The organism is Caballeronia sp. KNU42 (genome assembly GCF_053760385.1).
This window is the reverse complement of the sequence record NZ_CM132389.1, coordinates 1932903-1951772: the sequence shown is the minus strand read 5'-3', so window position 1 is coordinate 1951772 and position 18870 is coordinate 1932903. Positions and strand designations below refer to the sequence as shown.

General features: G+C 60.7%; 16 protein-coding genes. 8 read left to right on the top strand and 8 right to left on the bottom strand.

Going from position 1 to position 18870, the window contains the following annotated elements:
* Nucleotides 1-2: 2 nt before the first annotated feature.
* Nucleotides 3-863: an MIP/aquaporin family protein gene (locus tag ACSOSP_RS27905; RefSeq protein WP_455311677.1), complete on the top strand. Its 861-nt coding sequence runs from the start codon at nt 3-5 to the stop codon at nt 861-863.
* A gap of 241 nt (nt 864-1104) precedes the next feature.
* On the opposite strand, the gene ACSOSP_RS27900 is transcribed toward ACSOSP_RS27905, so the two are convergent.
* Nucleotides 1105-1410, bottom strand: a complete 306-nt coding sequence (locus tag ACSOSP_RS27900; protein WP_455311676.1) for a DUF4148 domain-containing protein — start codon at nt 1408-1410, stop codon at nt 1105-1107.
* 286 nt (nt 1411-1696) lie between these two features.
* Here ACSOSP_RS27900 and ACSOSP_RS27895 point away from each other — a divergent pair, with 286 nt between their 5' ends.
* Genes ACSOSP_RS27895 through ACSOSP_RS27885 form a run of 3 tightly spaced genes read left to right on the top strand, consistent with a single transcriptional unit; the run spans nt 1697 to nt 7559 of the window.
* On the top strand, nt 1697-4888 hold the full coding sequence (locus tag ACSOSP_RS27895; protein ID WP_455311675.1) for an efflux RND transporter permease subunit: 3192 nt from the start codon (nt 1697-1699) through the stop codon (nt 4886-4888).
* A gap of 23 nt (nt 4889-4911) precedes the next feature.
* Nucleotides 4912-6117: an efflux RND transporter periplasmic adaptor subunit gene (locus tag ACSOSP_RS27890; RefSeq protein ID WP_455311674.1), complete on the top strand. Its 1206-nt coding sequence runs from the start codon at nt 4912-4914 to the stop codon at nt 6115-6117.
* An 11-nt stretch (nt 6118-6128) separates the two neighbouring features.
* The gene (locus ACSOSP_RS27885; RefSeq protein ID WP_455311673.1) at nt 6129-7559 is read left to right on the top strand and encodes an efflux transporter outer membrane subunit; all 1431 of its coding nucleotides are present in this window, start codon (nt 6129-6131) and stop codon (nt 7557-7559) included.
* 324 nt (nt 7560-7883) lie between these two features.
* Here the strand turns inward: ACSOSP_RS27885 and ACSOSP_RS27880 are convergent, their stop codons facing one another.
* Complete coding sequence (locus ACSOSP_RS27880; RefSeq protein WP_455311672.1) at nt 7884-8591, bottom strand: MgtC/SapB family protein; 708 nt, start codon at nt 8589-8591, stop codon at nt 7884-7886.
* 420 nt (nt 8592-9011) lie between these two features.
* Nucleotides 9012-10487, bottom strand: coding sequence for an aminotransferase-like domain-containing protein (locus tag ACSOSP_RS27875; protein ID WP_455311671.1), 1476 nt, complete (start codon nt 10485-10487; stop codon nt 9012-9014).
* A 212-nt stretch (nt 10488-10699) separates the two neighbouring features.
* Here ACSOSP_RS27875 and ACSOSP_RS27870 point away from each other — a divergent pair, with 212 nt between their 5' ends.
* Complete coding sequence (locus ACSOSP_RS27870) at nt 10700-11062, top strand: hypothetical protein (protein ID WP_455311670.1); 363 nt, start codon at nt 10700-10702, stop codon at nt 11060-11062.
* A gap of 14 nt (nt 11063-11076) precedes the next feature.
* Here ACSOSP_RS27870 and ACSOSP_RS27865 read toward each other — a convergent pair whose 3' ends face one another.
* The 4 genes from ACSOSP_RS27865 to ACSOSP_RS27850 all read right to left on the bottom strand — a co-directional run bounded on the left by ACSOSP_RS27865 (nt 11077) and on the right by ACSOSP_RS27850 (nt 13809).
* A complete protein-coding gene (locus ACSOSP_RS27865) occupies nt 11077-11538 on the bottom strand; it encodes an MEKHLA domain-containing protein (protein ID WP_455311669.1) in 462 nt (153 codons plus the stop codon).
* A 183-nt stretch (nt 11539-11721) separates the two neighbouring features.
* Nucleotides 11722-12987, bottom strand: a complete 1266-nt coding sequence (locus ACSOSP_RS27860) for a DUF3443 domain-containing protein (RefSeq protein ID WP_455311668.1) — start codon at nt 12985-12987, stop codon at nt 11722-11724.
* A gap of 18 nt (nt 12988-13005) precedes the next feature.
* Nucleotides 13006-13539: a DUF2844 domain-containing protein gene (locus tag ACSOSP_RS27855; RefSeq protein ID WP_455311667.1), complete on the bottom strand. Its 534-nt coding sequence runs from the start codon at nt 13537-13539 to the stop codon at nt 13006-13008.
* A 111-nt stretch (nt 13540-13650) separates the two neighbouring features.
* Entirely contained in the window at nt 13651-13809 is a 159-nt protein-coding gene (locus ACSOSP_RS27850; protein WP_455311666.1) for a hypothetical protein, read from the bottom strand.
* Between the two features lie 543 nt (nt 13810-14352).
* On the opposite strand from ACSOSP_RS27850, the gene ACSOSP_RS27845 reads away from it, so the two are divergent.
* The 3 genes from ACSOSP_RS27845 (at nt 14353) to ACSOSP_RS27835 (ending at nt 17749) form a co-directional block, all read left to right on the top strand.
* Nucleotides 14353-15330 (top strand): glycerophosphodiester phosphodiesterase family protein, encoded by a 978-nt coding sequence (locus ACSOSP_RS27845; protein ID WP_455311665.1) that lies wholly within the window; start codon nt 14353-14355, stop codon nt 15328-15330.
* A gap of 343 nt (nt 15331-15673) precedes the next feature.
* Nucleotides 15674-16711, top strand: a complete 1038-nt coding sequence (trpS, locus tag ACSOSP_RS27840) for a tryptophan--tRNA ligase (protein ID WP_455313696.1) — start codon at nt 15674-15676, stop codon at nt 16709-16711.
* A 228-nt stretch (nt 16712-16939) separates the two neighbouring features.
* A complete protein-coding gene (locus tag ACSOSP_RS27835; protein ID WP_455311664.1) occupies nt 16940-17749 on the top strand; it encodes a class II aldolase/adducin family protein in 810 nt (269 codons plus the stop codon).
* 44 nt (nt 17750-17793) lie between these two features.
* On the opposite strand, the gene ACSOSP_RS27830 is transcribed toward ACSOSP_RS27835, so the two are convergent.
* Complete coding sequence (locus ACSOSP_RS27830; RefSeq protein WP_455311663.1) at nt 17794-18789, bottom strand: ABC transporter substrate-binding protein; 996 nt, start codon at nt 18787-18789, stop codon at nt 17794-17796.
* Between the last annotated feature and the right edge of the window lie 81 nt (nt 18790-18870).

Below are 18870 nucleotides of genomic sequence, written 5' to 3'. Positions count from 1 at the left end.
TTATGTCATCAACTATTGCAAAACCTACTGGCAGGCAATTTGCCGGCGAACTCATATCCGAGGCCATCGCGGTCCTTATCATCATTGCGTTCGGTGATTCAGTGGCATGCATGTATGTGCTATACGATCCCAGCCCGTATGTGAATGCCTACTGGGGTGTCTGCATGTCCTGGGGGCTGGCCGTGACGCTCGCCATCTATGTCACCGGCTCCATTTCCGGCACGCATGCAAATCCTGCCGTGACACTGGCCCTCGCGTTGTTCCGCGGTTTCTCGTGGAAGAAAGTGCTGCCCTACTGGGTGGCGCAACTCGCTGGCGGCATACTGGGCGCCGTCATTGTTTATGCGCTGTTCGGGCCGGTGATCGATCACTACAACCTGGTTCATCACCTGTCGCGGGCGGACGGCGGCGCAGCGGGCGTGTTCTTCACGCACCCGGGCCTGGCCATCACCCCCATGCACGCGTTCTCCGATGAAGTCATCCTGACGGCGTTTCTTTTATTCGGGATTTTCGCGATCACCGAGCAGTTCAACGAAATGGCGCCCCAAGCGAATGCGGGTGCGCTCATGATCGGGTTCCTGGTGGCAATCCTTGGGTCGTCGATGGGCTATCTGGAAGCCTGGGCAATGAATCCGGCTCGCGATCTGGGTCCGCGTTTGTTTGCGTACTTTGCAGGCTGGGGTTCGTCGGCGCTGCCTTCACCGGACAACTACTGGTGGATTCCGGTGGTCGCTCCGTTGATAGGCGGCGTGATTGGCGGCGGCGCTTACCAACTGCTGATCCATCCATTCCTGCCGGCGCGCGTGCGCGCATTGCAAGCAGAGGCGAATGGCGAAGACTGCGAGCAAGGACAGCGCGTCTGATAACTTGGCAGGCTGACTTGGAGCCAAGGCGATGCAGCGCTCAGGCGCCGGACGTTGATCAATCCGGTGCCTGATCGCTCAATGCTGCGCTCAATGCCGTCATCTCCGCCGTTGCTTCTGTCAACGGCGGCACGCTTTTAGCGGCGCTACGCGATCCGGCCAACGCACCGGAACCGTCGCTTCTCATGTACATGCCGACACACCAAGCCGCCCGCCAGCCAGTCCTGCACCACCATTCAAATCACTGCCCTTTGTACACCGGGGCCCCTACAGGTCCGCTCGTCGGCGATTGCGACATCGACGTTCCATTCTCCATGCTGCCACCATAACCGGTGGTGGTGTCGCCCGAATGCACGCGTGTTTCAGCAGCCTGGATATCATTCGGATAGAAAGCTTCCTGCGAGTCTGGGCGCCATCCCGCGTTCTCAAGCTGGATGAGCTCGGCGCGCACCTGGGCACGCGTGACCGGCTGATCCGTGGTTTGGGCGAACGACACGGCAGGAGCAGCCAGGACCAGGGCAAGTGTTGTGCAGATCAGTGCTTTCATGATGAGTAGCCTCTTTATAAAGTGGCTTCACTCTCAATGAATGAAGCCCGTGCTCCATCGTCCGGTAAGCGACGCTGCGACGGTAAGCAGCTTCATTCTGCGCGGCAGGCACTGACTCTAAGCTGACGCCCAGATGACAAGATCGCCATATTGCGCACCCCGGCATTCGAAGATGACAACTTTGTAACCTTGCGGTCAGTACCGGGTAAAGACCGGTTCGTCACACTGGCCGCACGTTATGAACGTCTTCGCTTTTCAAGCGCGGCTCATCTTCCGGGAATGTCCAATGTGGATTGTCAGACTGGCCCTGCGCAGGCCTTATACCTTCATTGTGCTCGCGATCCTGCTGTTCCTGATCGGACCGCTTGCCATCATGCGTACGCCTACGGATATTTTCCCGAATATTAATATTCCGGTGGTAAGCATTGTCTGGTCGTATAACGGTTTCTCCGCGCAAGACATGGCGGACCGGATCACGTCGAACTATGAACGCGCGCTGACGTCCGATGTGGAAGACATCGAACACATTGAATCGCAGTCGCTCAACGGCGTCTCGGTGATCAAGATCTTCTTTCACCCCGGCGCCGACATCAACCGTGCGATCGCCGAAGCCGGTTCGAATGCCGAATCCATCCTGCGCGTGCTGCCGCCTGGCACGTTGCCGCCGAACATCATTACGTACAACGCGTCGACGGTCCCCATCCTGCAACTGGGGCTGTCGAGCGATACGCTGCCGGAGCAAACCCTCTACGACCTCGGCAACAGCTTCATTCGTACGCAGCTTGCTACGGTGCAGGGCGCGGCCGTCCCTCTGCCCTTCGGCGGCAAGATCCGCCAGATCATGATCGACATCGATCCACGTGCGTTGCAGGCCAAAGGCCTGTCGCCCAGCGACGTGGTCAACGCCGTCAACGCGCAGAACCTGATCCTGCCCAGTGGCACCGCCAAGATCGGCGCACGCGAATACAACGTCCAGATGAACGGCAGCACGGACAGCGTCGCGGCGCTCAACAACCTGCCGGTCAAGACCGTCAAAGGCGGCGTGGTGTACGTACGGGACGTCGCGCAGGTGCGCGACGGCTATGCGCCGCAAACCAATATAGTGCGCAGCGACGGCAAGCGCGCCGCGCTGCTCACGGTGGAAAAGACCGGCAGCACGTCGACGCTGACCATCATCGCTCAGATCAAGTCCATGTTGCCGAAGATCGCGGCAGGACTGCCGAAGGCGCTGCATATCACGGCGCTTTCCGATCAGTCGGTATTCGTGAAGTCGGCGGTGACCGGCGTCGTGCGGGAAGCGGTGATCGCGGCATGCCTGACAGCGTTGATGATCCTGCTGTTCCTCGGCAGTTGGCGTGCAACCTTGATCATTGCCGTCACCATTCCGCTTTCGGTACTGACCTCGCTGATCGCGCTGTCCGCGCTCGGGCAGACCATCAACATCATGACCCTCGGAGGGTTGGCCCTCGCGGTCGGGATTCTGGTCGACGATGCAACTGTCGCTATTGAAAACATCACGCATCATCTGGAACGGGGCGCGCCGCTACACGATGCCATTCTCAACGGTTCGGGGGAGATCGCGGTCCCGACCTTCGTCTCGACGCTCTCTATCTGCATCGTGTTCGTGCCGATGTTCCTGCTCTCAGGGGTGGCGCGTTATCTGTTCGTACCGCTGGCTGAAGCCGTGGTGTTTGCGATGTGCGCGTCTTACTTCTTCTCGCGCACGCTGATTCCAACGCTCGCGATGTACCTGATGAAGATGCCGTCGAAAGACGGCAAGCCGGCACGCGGACCGTTCGCTTTCCTGATGCGATTCCAGGCCGGGTTCGAACGCCGTTTCGAAACATTGCGGCACGGCTACAAGGCGACGCTCAGCCGCGCCATTGAAAATCGCCGCCGCTTCCTGCTGGTGTTCATGCTGCTCTGCGTGGGGTCATTCGCGCTCGTGCCCTTCACCGGCCGCGACTTTTTCCCGGCCGTCGATACCGGCGAAATCCGCCTGCACATGCGCGCCCCGACGGGCACTCGGATCGAGCAGACCGCGCGTCTCGCGGACGAAGTCGAAGCGAAGATCAGTACAGTCATCCCGAAGTCGGACCAGGCCGCGTTGCTCGACAACATCGGCGTGCCGGTGAGCGGCATCAACCTGACCTATGACTCGTCGGCGCCGGTCGGTTCCGAAGACGCGGACATCATGATCACGTTGAAGAAAGGACACGCGCCCACGGCGGATTACGTCGCGAGATTGCGCAACGTATTGACCGCGTCATTCCCCGGGACCACCTTCGCGTTCCTCCCGGCGGATATCGTCAGCCAGATCCTGAATTTCGGCCTCCCTGCGCCCATCGATATCCAGATCGTCGGCAACAAGCTGGACCAGAACCGCGTGGTGGCGAACAACTTGCTGGCGAAGCTGAGGACCGTGCGCGGCCTGGTCGATGCCCGTATTCAGCAGCCCGGCGACGAACCCGCGATCAACGTCAACGTAGACCGGACCAAGGCGATGCAAGCCGGTCTCACGCAACGCGATGTTGCGCAGAACCTGCTGATCGCATTGTCGGGCAGCTCGCAGACCACGCCGAACTTCTGGCTCGATCCCAAGAACGGCGTGAGTTATCCGTTGATGACTGAAGTGCCGCAATACGATATTCATTCGCTGCAGACGCTGGCGAACGTGCCGCTGACGAAGGACGCCACCACCCCTGCGCCGCAAAGCTTGCTGGGTTCATTGGGCACGATGTCGCGCGGCACACAGCAAGCCGTGGTCTCGCACTACAACGTGCAACCCGTGCTCGATATCTTCGCTTCAGCGCAAGGCCGGGATCTCGGCGGCGTGGCGTCGGACGTCACCCGGCTCGTGGACCAGGCGCAGGCACAGTTGCCCGCCGGCTCTTCCATCGTCCTGCGCGGACAGGTGCAGTCGATGAACGAATCCTTTAGCGGCCTGGGGCTGGGACTCGTATTCGCCATCGCGCTGGTCTACCTGCTCATGGTCGTGAACTTCCAGTCGTGGATCGATCCGCTGATCATCATCAGTGGATTGCCCGCGTCGCTGGCGGGGATCGCATGGATGCTCTTCGCCACGCACACCACGCTTAGCGTGCCGGCGCTGACAGGCACCATCCTGTGCATCGGCATTGCAACGGCCAACAGCATTCTTGTCATCAACACGGCGCGAGAGATGTTGCAGGGCGGCGCGGCGCCGCTGACCGCCGCCCTCGAAGCCGGCTTCAACCGCTTCCGGCCCGTGCTGATGACCGCGCTCGCGATGTTGATCGGCATGTTGCCGATGGCGCTCGGTCTGGGCGACGGCGGCGAACAGAATGCGCCGCTTGGACGTGCCGTGATCGGCGGCCTGGCGATAGGCACGGTCTCCACCCTTCTTTTCGTTCCGGTCGTATTCGGCATGGTCCACGCGTGGATCGAAAAGCGTCGCTTGAGCAAAGCGGCGCACCAAGCCTCTCCGGCTGTTCAGTGACCGCCTTTAAACGAGCCCAGACCATGAACCATCACAACGATATGCACGAACTACCGGCGTCGGCCAGTGAGACAGCTGCCAAGCGTTCCACACATCGACGCTTCACGATGCCGCTGGCATTCGGCGCTATTGCCGCCGCGTTGCTTGTTATCGGCATTGTTCCGAGACTGCACGCCAGCACTGCGCTGACCTCGCAAGCCGCTGCGCAACATGCGCTCAGTGTGTCGATCATCAAACCGCGCACTGCGCCTGCGGTCCAGGAACTCCTGCTGCCCGGCTCGGTGATGCCCTACGCCGACGCCTCGATCTACGCACGCACTAGCGGCTACCTCGAGCACTGGTACGCCGACATCGGCGCCAGGGTGAAGGCAGGGCAAACGCTGGCCGTCATCCAGACACCGGAGCTCGATGCACAGCTTCGCCAGGCTCGCGCCGACGCAGCGACGGCGCAAGCCAATTTCAACTACGCCAAAGTCAGCGCGCAACGCTGGCAGGACATGCTGAAGACACAGTCGGTCTCGCAACAGGACACCGACACAAAGGTCAGCGACATGCAGGCGAAGGACGCCATGCTGCAGTCCGCACAGGCCAACGTGCAACGCCTCTCAGAGCTTGTGTCGTACGAGAAGGTGAGCGCACCCTTCGACGGCGTGGTGACGGCGCGCAACGTGGACGTGGGTGCGCTGGTCACGGCGGGCGGTTCGCCCGGTCTGGCCGCCATGCCCGGTGAACTCTTTCATGTGGAGCAGACAGACACGTTGCGCGTGTTCGTCGATGTGCCGCAAAACGATGCGCCCTATGTCACGCCGGGCACCGAGGTTTACCTGAGCGTCCAGCAGTATCCGGGCAGGCGTTTCGCCGCGAAAGTCGCGCGCAGTGCCGGTGCGATCGATCCGGTCAGCCGCACGCTGCACGTGGAAGTCGATGTCGACAACCGCGATGGCGCGCTCATGCCCGGCGCCTACGCGCAGGTACATCTGGCTCTGCAGAACGCGAGCCCCGCACTCGACCTGCCGGTGAGCGCGCTCCTATTCAGACCCAATGGCGTGACCGTTGCAGTTGTCGACAGCACGGGTAAAACCGCGCTCAAGACAGTGACCGTTGGACGGGACTTCGGCACCCACGTGGAAGTCACGACCGGGCTCACGGCCACCGATCGCGTCATCGACAATCCGGGCGACGCTATCACCCCGGGCGAGCCGGTGCAGATCGTTTCGTCCGCTTCCTGAGGATCGTGCCAATGCTCACGTCACACTCCGCCCTCGCCCGCAAGACGTTGGTCACGTGTTTGGCCGTCGCACTCAGCGCATGCTCCACCTTGCCTGCTTACCAGAAGCCGGACGTAGCCATACCGGCGCACTATGCCGGCGCCGCAGGCTGGGCGCTCGCCGCGCCCGCCGATACCCAGCCGCGTGGCCCATGGTGGACCGTCTTCGGCGACCCGCAGTTGAACGAACTCGAAAGCCGTATCGATGTATCGAACCAGACCGTGAAGAAAGCGGTCGCGCAAGTGCAGCAGGCACGTGCGCTGGTCGACTATCAGCGCGCCGGCTTCTTCCCGACCGTGACCGCGGGCGCGTCCGAGAGCCGCTTCCGTACATCGCAGAACGTGCAGGGCCATTCGCTTGCGGGCAAGACCATTCCCGACTACTCGGCCGGCTTGAGCGCTTCGTGGGAGCCCGACCTGTTTGGCCGTGTAAAAGATGCGACCGTCAACGCGCAAGCGAACGCGGCTGCGAGCGAGGCTGATCTTGCAGCGGTGCGCCTCTCAATGACGAGCGACCTCGCCGTCGATTACTTCGACCTGCGTTCACTCGATACTCAAAAGAAACTCCTCGACGACACCGTGAACGCCTATGCCGACGCGCTGCGTATCCTGAACCAGCAACTGCAGAATGGGGCGATCGATGCGTCGGCGGTCGCGCTGGCCTCGACACAACTGGAAAGTACACGGACACAGGATACGGATATCGATGTTCAACGCGCACAGCTTCAGCACGCGATTGCTACGTTGATCGGCGAACCGGCATCGACGTTCTCGATTGCGGCCAAGCCACAATCCTTCGTTGTACCTTCTATTCCTCCCAGCCTGCCCTCGCAGCTTCTTGAACGCCGCCCTGATATCGCTGCTGCCGAACGACGCGTATTTGCGGCCAACGCGCAGATCGGCGAGGCGCATGCCGCGTTTTTTCCCGATCTCGCGCTGTCGGCAAGCGCCGGACTCGAAAGCACGTTCTTTGCGCCGTGGCTCACCGCCCCCAGTCTCTTCTGGTCGATCGGTCCGCAACTGGTCGGCACGTTGTTCGACGGCGGCAAACGCGAGGCCTCGCTGAAAGGCGCCAACTCGCAGTACGACGGCTCGGTCGCTGATTACCGGCAGACCGTGCTCGTGGCGTTTCAACAGGTCGAGGACAATTTGTCGGCGCTCCAGTCGCTTCAGAGCGAAGCCGCAAGCCAGCAACGCGCGACGTCCGCTGCCGGGCTTGCATTGAAGCTGACGACCAACCGGTTTCAGGCGGGTGCGGTGAGCTACCTCGATGTAGTGACCGCGCAGACTATCGCATTGACGAACCAGCGTACCGCCGACCAGATAGATGCCCGTAGGCTTGATGCAAGCGTGTTGTTATTGAAAGCGCTTGGCGGCGGCTGGCAAGGGCTCACGTCAGGATGAACGTCTTGCGCCGCGGGTAGGGGTGTTTACTGCCCGGGTTTATCGCCCGCCGAATGGGCGTGCTCTTGCGATTCACGCCGGGAATGCTTCAGCGCGTCGAATATTCCCCAGATTGCAATCGCTAGTCCTGTCCCGAACCCGCAAGCCAACAACACATAAGTACTCATCTGCAACCTTTAATGGGGTGAAGCGATGCATCGATGATGCGAGCACCCGCTCATCGCGCGCTTGCATAGGTACGCACAAGCATCGCTGTCCCGGATACTACCGATGCATCCTTTCAAAACCCATGCCGTGCCCCACACGCGTGGGGCACGCGCCGCCTCAATCAGGCTCGGGCACGGTATCGAGCGCGGCCCAGCTAACGCTCGATACCCCCTTGTCCATGCTGAGCCGGCTCGCAACGGCCTCGACCTTTGATTGATACTTCGGATGCGTTTCGAGCGTTGCGATCACTTCCACTCGCTGCGAATCGCCATCGACATCCGTGCTGCTCAGTCCCTGGAACGACAGCGGCGCAGAGACCATCGAGTTGGTGATCAACGCCCGGATATTCACCTCATCTTCCGCGCGGCAGACTACCGTCAGCACGTATTTGCGCACCAGGTCGGCGGACGCCACCGGCGCAGTATTGATGGCGCGCCCGATCTCACGCAGCACGGTGTTGGTGAACAGGATCACCAGGGTCCCCGCGATGGCGGGCCCGTAGTGTTCCGCCCCGCAAAGAACGCCAACGGCCGCCGAGCACCACAAGGTGGCCGCCGTATTGATCCCCTGGATTGCGCCCTGCTCGCGCATGATGACCCCGCCACCCAGGAAGCCCACACCGGACACCACATAGGCCGCGATTTGCGTCACGCTCGTGGTTCCGTTGCCGGTCATGGCGCCGAGGATCACGAACAGGCAGGCGCCACTGGTCACCAGCGTAATGGTGCGCAGGCCGGCCGTTCGCTGCCGCATCTGTCTCTCTAGACCGATGGCGATGCCGCACGACAAAGCGGCTATCAAAGGAAGGATGTACTCGTAGATCATGAAGCGATTCTTTGATTTGTAATGTTCGCATGCATTGCCTGACGATGACCGCTCAAGCACTCTCAATGGCCACACCGGCGCAATGCCGGCGCGGCCCACCGTATTGTCTGCGTGTGACAGTCAGATGACACTAGCCAAACTACTCTGCTGGACAGGTACCGGCGGCACGGCTCCGTTCAGGCACGGACAACTGCTGCGGCTGATTGGCGCTATTGGTGCTATTGGTGCTAGTAGGGATGCACGGGAAAAATACTGCGACGCGCACCGCCTGCCTGCTGGCAAGACGGCGGCTAGGAATTCAAGCGCGGGGTCTTGCCGGTCAGCCAGCCAAACAATCCGAAGGTTGACGACTACAAGTGTCCAAGGCATTCACCCGATTTATGACAATGAGCGAATTTTAGACAGCGGCCAAATCACAAGTCAAGACGATTCGCCAGCCAGCCTTCCAAGCCGCTGCAACGCATCGTCCAGGTTTTGATCGAATGGCTGCGGACAGCTCAAACGGATGAACGAAGCAAAGCGCTCTGAATTGGAGAATATGGTCCCGGGCGCAATGCGAATGCCCTGCGTCAGCGCCTCTTCGAAAAGCCGGCCCGAATCCGTACCGGGCGGCAGCTCAACCCAAAGCAGTACGCCGCCAACTGGCACGCTAAGCCGTGTGCCTGTTGGGAAATAACGCGCGATGGCATTGGCGGTAGCGTCCCGCTGCGTTCGCAATCGCTCCCGCAACTGAAAGAGATGCCGGTCGTACGCTCCGGACCCCATGAATTCGGCGGCAACGAGTTGAGGCAGGCTTTCGTTGTTGCGGCTCTGTGCAAACTTAAGCATCTTGACGCGCGCGTGCCATCGCCCCGACGCCATCCAGCCTAGCCTCAAACCTGGCGCCAGGACTTTATTCAACGATGCACAATGAATCACGCCGCCATCGCGGTCCCATGCCTTGAGAGGCTTGTTCTGTGCAGCGTCATCAAGCAGTTCCCTATACGGCTCGTCCTCGATCACCGCAACCTTATGCCGCGCGCAAAGCCGGACGAGCCCGGCCTTTCGTTCATCAGGCATGACGCTGCCCAACGGATTCTGCAGATGCGGCACGACCACCACGGCCTTGATATTCCCATACGCGAGCAGCGCCATTTCCAGCGCTTCGAGCGACATCCCTGTTGTCGGGCTAGTGGAAATCTCGAGCGCACGCAAACCGAGGCTTTCGATAATCTGCAATAAACCAAAGAACGCCGGGGATTCGATTGCGACTGTGTCGCCTGCCTGAGTGACTGCACGTAACGCGAGGTTCACCGCCTCCACACCCCCTGTCGTAGCAATCACCTCATCGGGCGAAAGCATCATTCCCGCAGAAAGCGCCCGTTTTGCAATGGCTTGTCGAAACACCGCCCCGGCTGCTTCTCCTCCGGATTCCGTAAGCAGCGTCGGCTGATGCCGCAGGATTCTTATGGTCAGCGCTTGCAGCCGCGCAGTCGGATAAAGCGATGCCGTGGCCGTAGCTCCACCCAGGTTCAGCGCTTCGGGAAACCGCTGCGCTTGCGCAATCACCTTCGAAATGGATTCGTGCAGGCCGACGAACTGCGCTTCCATTGGCGCTGATGTGTTCTCCGGTTCATCGACACCGGGCAAGGCCGGCGCCGTCCGTCGGCGAACGAAGTATCCGGAGCGTGGTTTAGCTTGCAGCCAGCCTGCATCTTCGAGTCGCCGGAAGACCTGCAGCGCCGTCGAGAGACTCACCTGATGCCTGAGCATCATCGCCCGGACGGACGGCATGCGATCGCCCGGCATGAGCGTCCCCGAGGCAATCACGCGGCGGTAGTGCTCGGCCAGGCGCTCGTACAGCGGCTCGCCCGCCATGGGCAGGTCCCGCGGCGGCGTTTCAACGGTCATGGTCATTGTGCAGATGCTGCGTTTAACCCGTCGCTCGCGCCAGATACAGACGCCGGGAAATTGAACGGAAACAGATGGGTAATAGCGGATCTGTTGCGCAACAGATTGTACAGCCCTGAATCTGTCGCCAAGCGAGGTGCATCACTAAGCTTGAGCCGTGATCAAGCCCGTTCGCGGAGGGCTTGACGACAATCCAGACAAACGGAGAAGGTGCCCTCATGCAAGCGATCAGGCAATGTTTCTACCCCGGTCAATTTAGCGGCCGATATCGGCGCGCCGGAACGCAGCTTGTCGCCATCGATGGCGCGCTTCGATTGACTTACCGTGATCCCGCTTTGGATTGGCTGTTAAACCTGACGTCGCCCGTAGCGGTCGACCTGGAGGAAGGCGAATGCCATGTGCTGCCCTACGACGCCTTCGTGGAAATCCAGGCGGTAGGAACTTCGGCGGTCAACGGGATTATCAGCGTACCCGTGCAGCGATATGCCCTCATTGCGGCTATCGGAAGAGGGATCGCGTGGATCGGATCCCGTGCGCGTGCTAACGGTCAAGGATCGGCCAAGCAGAAAATACAGGGCTAATGGAGGAACCCCGCTTAAACGTCCTTCCACTGCCGATAAGTCGCCGCCTGCCCGCAATAGGTTCCTTCACGATCGACGAGATTCCAGACCGTCACGTTCTCGATCCAGAAGCGCCTTCCCGACTTGGCTATACGCAGGCCACGGTATCCGCTTGCATAGCCCCTGGTTCGCACCGATTCGAGCAAACCGTCGCGCTCCTCGCGATTGGGATGTTCTGCGGATAAGCGCGAGCGCAGCGCCGTCATTTCGTCCCAGCTATATTCGAAGCATTGCTGCGCCGCCCGGTTTGCATAGACAAACCGCGGGTCGGCGTCGGTGTTGTGCGCGACTACGCAAAATGGCGCGTTTTCGTATAACCATCGTGCGGCATCGGCCTGCAAGACTTGCGCATCGAGCAACGGTACACCGACCACCCGGAGGTGGCTGTCCGTCAGCAGATTGCAGAACTTGGGGTCGAGTGCGAGTGACATCGTCATGGGGCGAGTCTTAAGAGATCCGGATTCAAGCGGCGATGTTACCGCACCAGACAAAATCTCGTCTCCGCGCGAGCAAGACGGAATTCGGTTTTGTCGCGCTAAGGATCGGCACTGGGCCAGCGCCGCAGTCATCCATGACGTTCCGCACATCATGTGCGGAACGCCTTAGTGCAACAGAGCCGCTTAAAACGCCACGTACGGCGAATTTGATGCACTCGCAAAGCCGACGTACACGTGCCGTCCGAAGAAGAACGGCAACCCCAAGTCGAACAGCGTGGGGGACGAACTGAGATTTCCCGCGAGTCCGTTAAGCGCGTAGTCCGCGCCGCCGGCCGCGAGAGCCTGCGCATTGTTCACCGTGAAATTCACCGTGCCCGTAGTGCCGCTCAGCCCGCTGACCGTGGCAGAAAGTGCTTGCGAACTCGCAGGGCAGTAAAAGGTCGACGCACAGGTTGGCAACGAGCTATCGGCAAAGTAGAGGGCGTTCGAACCCGAGTCGACGATAGTCGTGACCGCCGCGCCCTTGTAAGTGCCGGACAGATCGCCGAATTCAGTCGAGCTAAACAATGTCGCATCCGTCAATGCATTATTGCCCTGTGTGCCGATGCCAAACACCAGCGTTCCCGTCACAGACGCCGCGGCAGTCGCCACCGGTGGCAATTGCACGATCACGCCATTGTTGTCCACGGCGAACTTCGTGACCGGATTCACGACTTGATCGGCAACTGCCACTGCAATGGCCGTGCAGTTATTGCCAGCCGTGCACGAATAGTAGTTGCTGGTCGCGACGTTGGTACACGTCACGCCGCAGTCGGTTGGCGCAACGCCCACTCCGAGAATCCCGTTCGCGCCAAGTTGCCGCGAGGTGTTCTCGCTGGTGCCATTAATGCAGTCGTCAGCCGGCACCGTCGAGTCGGCCAGATCACCCAACACTTGTATCGGAATGCCGCTGGCTGTTTCACCACCGATCTTCACGTCGGCGCTACGCACGGTACCCCAGGTGAAGCCATCAGCGAATTGCGTGCATTCCGCCAATTGGCGGCCGTTCGTCGATGCGTTTATCGGCAAGCTGCCGACAATCTGCGCTGCCGCATCGCTGGCAAGCCGCAAGCCGTAGGAGCCTGTATCAACCTGAATGTTGTTGATGGTCTGGCAGTTGCTAGTGCCGGGCGCGCACACGGTAACGGTCACATTCGGGATATTGACGAAGTTCTGTGCGCCGGAGCCGACCGTGATGGGGACCGTGTTCGACGCAGTGGCTGCAACCGGCTGCGCGCTGGGCGTGCTGCCGGAACTGCCGCTGACGAGGGAACTGCTGACGGAACTGCTGTCGGAGCCGCTGCTTCCACCGCCGCAAGCCGCAAGCAAGATTGACAGGCTTAGCGCGGCGAGCCAACGGGGCAGGCCCGAACGCAGGGATGAACGAGACAAGGAAACAGTCGGACGCATTGTAGAAGTCTCCATTCTCTATTTGATATCGCTGGCGCTGACGCCTGCGGGCAACGCCGGTGGCAGATAAGCCTGACCGGCAAACGAGCCCATGTGACCGCCGGAGCGGACCACCAAAGCGCCGCCCGTTACGCTCACGGGGCCGTGGCCGCCGCCATTGACGCGCTGATTCTGAATACCTTGCACGTATTGCGGAAAATAGCTGTCGAGCAGCTTCGGCAGATCGGGGATTCTCGGGCCTTGCCACGCAACGCCGAACACCACGCCGTCCGCGCCGACATACTCGTGCACCACCGTGCCGACGGGGAGCGTCGTGGTGGAAACGGTATAGGAACTCGCCGATGCAACCGATGCCGATGCCGACGCGACCGCGGGTGTCGCTACATGCGTGACGGCGTTGCCGACGGTGGCGCCGGCGGGCGGCGTCATGGGCGCGCCACCGAGCGCCGCGTGTGCCGGCGATACGGGAAGCAGGCTAAACGCGAGTCCTGCGGCCAAGCTGCCGAGCGCGCTTACAGGCCGCAAGCCCGATGCAATGTTCCAGGTGTTCACTTCGCTTCTCCCTTCCGATTTTTCCAGGCGATCGCGCTAGCGCCGACAGACTCCGACATGCTCAGTTCTGTGTGGTTAGCTGACCGGCGGGTTCCAACTGATTCAACTGATTCAACGGAAGCTACGCCCGTGACCGCTGAGCACGCTGCAGGTCCCAGGCGTGTCAATGAGGTTCTCGAAGTCATCACCGTCCTGATACCAATGCCAATAGGGAATATCGGCCGAGATCTTCGGATGTCCCGCGCTGCCGTCCGGCTGCGTGCCGATCATCAGACCCGCGAGGAAGCCAAAATGCAGCAGCCCGAGGCCGCGTTCGCAATAACCTTGGTGACGTGACCGGTATCGACCGAGCGCCGGGCAAAGGAAGTCCGTTGCGCCGAGTGGGGCGCTAAGCGGTCCTTATTAGTTGAGTCACTACGCGATAAAAACGAACCTGCCAGAAGTGCTTGCGCGCAATCAATAACTACTCCAACGACTCGACTTGATGTTACATCGATGAAACATTTTTTGTCAGTAGTAGTTGCATCGGAACGCGTAACAGTTTGTGATAGCCCAGTAATTTTTGCGCTTTTTTTGTATTGATCCGGCCATTTTCAACAATACGTTGCTCCAACGAAGAATTTACCGATATAAATCATAAGACCATTAAAATCATCACACTAATGACCACCACGCTTAGGAAATTTGAAGCGAAAGCAATAAGAAGCAGACACCTCCTGGGCGAGCCAGGGCAAGCAAATCTTTGCGCCCGCTCAATACAGCAATTCATACCGCATATAAAGTCACTTCCTTTGGACTACGGATGACAAAATAATGACACGAGCAACTAACGCTGGTTTTAAGCCGACGAGAGCAACGTCTGTCCGGTCGATCCGAACTACCCGGCCTGCGCGCCTGGGCGTCGCCGGGCTTGCACTGGCGATAGTCACCGCGCTCCCGCTGACGTCCGCGTTTGCCGCGCCGTTTATCGTCGCGCATCGGGGCGGTACCGGGGACACACCGGAGAACACGCTGCAAGCGTTCAGCACGGCACTTGAGAATGGCGCTGACGCGCTCTGGATGACCGTCCAGGTAACGAAGGATGGTGTTCCCGTGCTCTATCGCCCGGCGGACCTGGGCTCGCTGACCGAAGGACAGGGCCGCCTTGACGAGATCACGCTCAACGACCTTCGAAAACTTAACGCGGGTTATTCATTCAGCCGCAAGGACGCCTCGGGACAACTCATCTACCCGTACCGCGCCAAGCCTCTGCGCATCCCCACTTTGCGTGAAGCACTGGATACGGTGCCGCGCAATGTACCGATCATGCTCGACATGAAGCAAACACCCGCCGCACCACTGGTCGAAGCCGTCGCCCGGGTTCTGGACGACGCGAACGCGTGGTCCCGCGTGCGCCTGTATTCCACCGACTCCGAAGCCATCCAGTTGATGAAGGCGCACCGCGAAGCGCAGGTGTTCGAGACACGCGATGCGACGCGTAATCGTCTGGTCGATCTCTCGCTCGGCGGAACCTGCGACAACCCGCCTCCCGCCGGAAGCTGGGTGGGAATCGAACTGCATCGTCAGGTTGAAGTGATCGAGCACTTCACACTGGGGACCGGCGTGTCGAGAGTGGATGCGCGGTGGTGGACGCCGGCGGCCGTCAAATGCTTCAAGACCAACGGCGACGTGAAGATCGTCGCGTTCGGAGTTGACTCGGCCGACGCATACGTGGCCGCCTCCGAGCTCGGCATTGACGCAGTGATGACGGACTCGCCGCGCGCCATGCGCATGGAAAAGAAATCCCGGTAAAAAATAACGCCGCCTTATACGGCGCTGCCCATGCACGAGCATTATGCGTGAGGCGCTTTAGTTGATGGAGACCCTGCCCGACATCGATTGCCCGTGATTCGTGACGTACTCGCCAAAGCGCCAGGCACGAGCGCCGTCGATGCATTTCTATGGCATTCTTACGCCATGTTCGCGCTCAACTCCGCTACCTCTCATACCTGGTGCCGCTCCTGAAGGAGCGGCATTGTCACGCCTTTTTTAATGACCATGACCGCCGCAGTCCGGCCGACATGGTTTCATTTCCCGGTTCGCTCGTGCTGCGGTGGTTCTCCAAGAGAATCCGACCATGCACGAATCGCACGATATGCACGACGCCCCGTCATCCGCACCGCGCCTCACCGTCCTGACCGGTGACCGCCCTACCGGCCCGCTCCATCTGGGCCATTACGTCGGCTCACTGAAGACCCGGCTCGAGCTTCAGGAAACGCACACGCAATACCTCCTCGTCGCCGATACCCAGGCCATGACCGACAACGCTCACGATCCGGACAAGGTGCGCCGCAACGTGCTGGAAGTGGCGCTGGATTATCTGGCTGTTGGTATCGATCCGGAGAAGACCACCATCGCCGTCCAGTCGGCCCTGCCGGCCCTCGCCGAGTTGACGCTGCTCTATCTGAACTTCGTCACCGTCGCGCGCCTCGAACGCAATCCCACGATCAAGGAAGAGATCCAGGCCCGCGGTTTTGGGCGCGACATTCCAGCGGGCTTTCTCTGCTACCCGGTGGCGCAGGCCGCCGATATCACCGGATTCAAGGCTCACTTCGTGCCGGTAGGAGAGGATCAGGCTCCGCTGATCGAACAGACCAACGAGATCGTTCGCCGCATCAACCGGCAATCGGGCATCGACGTGCTGCCGGAAGCCCAGGCATTGATCCCGACAATGGGCCGCCTCCCCGGCGTCGACGGCAAAGCCAAGATGAGCAAATCGCAGAACAACTCGATCGCGCTTTCGTCCTCGCCCGACGCCATACGCGAAGCCGTGAAACGCATGTACACCGATCCGAGCCATCTGCGTGCATCTGACCCGGGAACCGTGGAGGGCAACATGGTCTTTACGTACCTGGACGTATTCGACGACGACCGCGCCGAAGTGGAACGCCTGAAGGCGGCGTATCGCGCAGGAGGGCTTGGCGACATGGCCCTCAAACTCAGGTTGGAAGACAAACTGCAGGCGCTGATTGCCCCTATACGGGAACGGCGGGAACGATTCGCCGAGGACCCGGGATACGTCTTTAGCGTGCTCAGGGCAGGCACGCAACGCGCCAAGGCGGTCACGCAGCAAACGCTTGATGAAGTACGGACGGCGCTGGGGACGTTTTCGTTTGAATCGACAAGCGCTTAGGAGGCGCCACCCATGCACGATCGATATGGTTATCTTCATTTGATATTTAAGCTTTGCGGGCCCGGGTGCTAGCCTTTGAGACTGTTTACCGGTGTCGATCGATTGAACCCTCAACCCGTTCGTACCATTCGCACCGGGGATACTCGCCGGACTGGCCTTGGCCGCTAGCGGCACAAGCTCATCGGGGCGAGTCAGAACGCCGTTTGAACGCCAAAGGACATCAAGAAAATGAGCACCCTCACCGACGCGCCCGGCCTCACCCTGCACGCCACGCCCGTCCGCAAATTCTGGTTCGACGAAGTCCCGGCTCCGGCAACGCCCGCAGCCGAACGCAGGCATCGACTGGAGCGCCTTGCCGGCGCATTTCGCCTGTTCGCCCGTCACGGTTTCGATCAAGGCCTGGCCGGACATATCACTGCGCGCGATCCTGAATGGCCCGATCATTTCTGGGTCAATCCGCTTGGGCGGCATTTCGCACGCATGCGGGTTTCCGACTTGCTGCTGGTGAACAGCACCGGCGAGATCGTCGTCGGCAAAGGGCCGGTCAATCAGGCTGCGTTTGCGATTCACGCGGCCATTCACGAAGCCCGTCCGGATATTGTTGCGGCGGCGCATACGCATTCGCTGTATGGAAAAGCGTGGTCGACGCTGGGTCGCAAGCTCGATCCGCTCACGCAGGACTCGTGTTCCTTCTATGAGGATCACGAACTATTTTACGATTTCCAGGGTGTGGTGCTCGACACCAAGGAAGGCGCGCGCATTGCCGAGGCGCTGGGTTCGAGCAAAGCGGTGATCCTGAAGAATCACGGCATCCTGACCGCGGGTCCGACGGTCGAAGCGGCTGCATGGTGGTATCTCGCGCTGGATAACGCGTGCCACACGCAACTGCTCGCCGAAGCTGCAGGTACGCCCCAGCTCATTCCACATGACGTGGCGGCGTTGACGCATGAGCGGGTCGGCCGACCGGGAGGCGCGTTGTTTTCGTTCGAGAGTTTGTATGAAGGCCTGGTCGAAGCCGAACCCGACCTGCTTGATTGACTTGAAGCGTCCCTCAAGGCCATCGCCTTGAGGGACATTCACCATCATGCCTTGGCGATCTGCGTATCCGAAATGGCGCGCACATCGATCCTTCTAGGCAGGATCGCATCGCGGAAAGCGATATCCGCAACCCGCTGCAACGCGACAATATCGGTGTCCGCGACAAAGCGTTGTTTCAACGCCGATCGCGCGGTGATGGTCTTGGCGGCATCGAAAGGAAGCCGGGTTAATGAAGAATAGACACGCGCATACGCGTCGGGATTGGCGAGCGCCCAATCGCCCGCGCGCTGGAACCGCTGCAGCACATCTGCAATGGCGAGGCGCTTCAGGGGATCGGCCGCCGCGGTGCCGGACGCCGTCACAAAACCCAGACCGCTATTGATCCCGGTGCCATCCCGCAGCACCCGCGCGCCCTTTTGAACGGCGGTCCCGAAGTACGGATCGAAGGTCGCCCATACATCGATACTCCCCGATTCAAACGCGGTGAACGCATCGACCGGCAATACAAACCGTACCGACACATCATTGCGCGAGAGGCCTGCTTCAGCCAGCGCGCCGTAGAGTTGGAACTGCGAAATACTGCCGCGTGCCGACGAAACGAACACGGTACGTCCCTTGAGATCCGCCACGCTGCGCAGCTTCGAATCCGCCGGAACGAGGATGCCCAACTGCGCGCCGGAGCCCACACGCGTCGCGACAATCTTGAGTGTCGGGTCGCCAACAGCCGCTGCCAGAACCGGCAAATCGCCGGCAGGCGCCAAGTCGACGGCGCCCGCGCGCTGCGCTTCAAAGAGCGGCGCTGCACCCTGGAAATTAGCCCACTTGAAGGCATACGGCGTGCCGTCGAGCACCTTGGCCGCCTCGGCCAGCGCGCGCGTGCCGCCCGCCTGATCGCCCAGCACCAGCGTGACGGAACCGAGCGCAGCATCCGCCGCCCTGACCTCCTGTGACGCGAAACCGCCAAGCGCGGCGGCAGCCGGCGCGGCACTCAGCAAGCGCAAAACGCGCCGCCGTCCAGCGGAAACATCGGAACCATCCATCTGCATAAATCCTCGCGGGCGAAATCAGCGCCCAGAGTAGCGACGCCGCGCCCCCATGAGAATTATTCAATTCCGATATGG